This window comes from Arthrobacter sp. GCM10027362 (assembly GCF_042679445.1).
GTDB lineage: Bacteria > Actinomycetota > Actinomycetes > Actinomycetales > Micrococcaceae > Crystallibacter.
Genome location: NZ_JBHTML010000433.1, coordinates 1 through 686, shown reverse-complemented (window position 1 = coordinate 686; position 686 = coordinate 1). Strand labels below are relative to the sequence as shown.

Annotated in this window: 2 protein-coding genes; one reads left to right on the top strand and one right to left on the bottom strand. The window is 72.3% G+C overall.

Translation table 11 applies throughout. The annotated features are described in order from the left end of the window. Nucleotides 1-440: DedA family protein (locus ACFQ36_RS23195; RefSeq protein ID WP_377017977.1), on the bottom strand; the 440-nt coding region annotated here is incomplete at its 3' end. A 47-nt stretch (nucleotides 441-487) separates the two neighbouring features. On the opposite strand from ACFQ36_RS23195, the gene ACFQ36_RS23190 reads away from it, so the two are divergent. Continuing rightward, a partial coding sequence (locus tag ACFQ36_RS23190) for a macro domain-containing protein (RefSeq protein ID WP_377017979.1) occupies nucleotides 488-686 on the top strand: 199 nt, incomplete at its 3' end.

Sequence of the window (686 nt, the reverse complement as noted above, 5' to 3'; positions counted from 1 at the left end):
GCCCAGAGCGCCGAGCCGGCGGCGGAACACGCGGCGAACGGCCGGAACGGCACATCGGCAAGTCCGGCGGCGGCCACCGCGGCGGTCCGGCCCCCGGGAATGAAGCGGGCGGCCATGATGGCGGCATAGGTGGAGGATGTGCCGGCCCGGCCCAGGGCCGCGGAGATGGCGCGGTCCACCACCCGCCCCCAGCGGAACCTGCCGAGCCAGGTGTTGATGCCGCGCTGGAAGAGCACAAAGAGGAGCAGGTCGCCGGCCCAGCTGCCCAGGAAGGCGCTGGCATACACCAGGGGAAGCAGCAGCCGTCCGCCCGCCAGCAGGGTACCCCCGCCGATCACCAGTGTCTCGGACGGCGACGCCGGGACCGGGGCATCGAGGATCGTCAGCGCGAGGGTCACCGGGTAGTAGAGCCACTGCCACGGGCCGTCGGGGATCTCCACTTATCCACTGTAGCCGTAACGGATCTTCGGTGGCAGACTCCGGTGCCATGGAAATCAGCATTCTGGAGGGCGACATCACGGCACGGCCGGTGGATGCGGTGGTGAACGCCGCCAATTCGGGGTTGCTCGGCGGGGGAGGGGTGGACGGGGCCATCCATGCCGCCGCGGGGCCGGAACTGCTGGCCGCCTGCCGGGAGCTGCGCCGGACCACGCTGCCCGGCGGCCTGCCGGTGGGCCAGGCCGTGG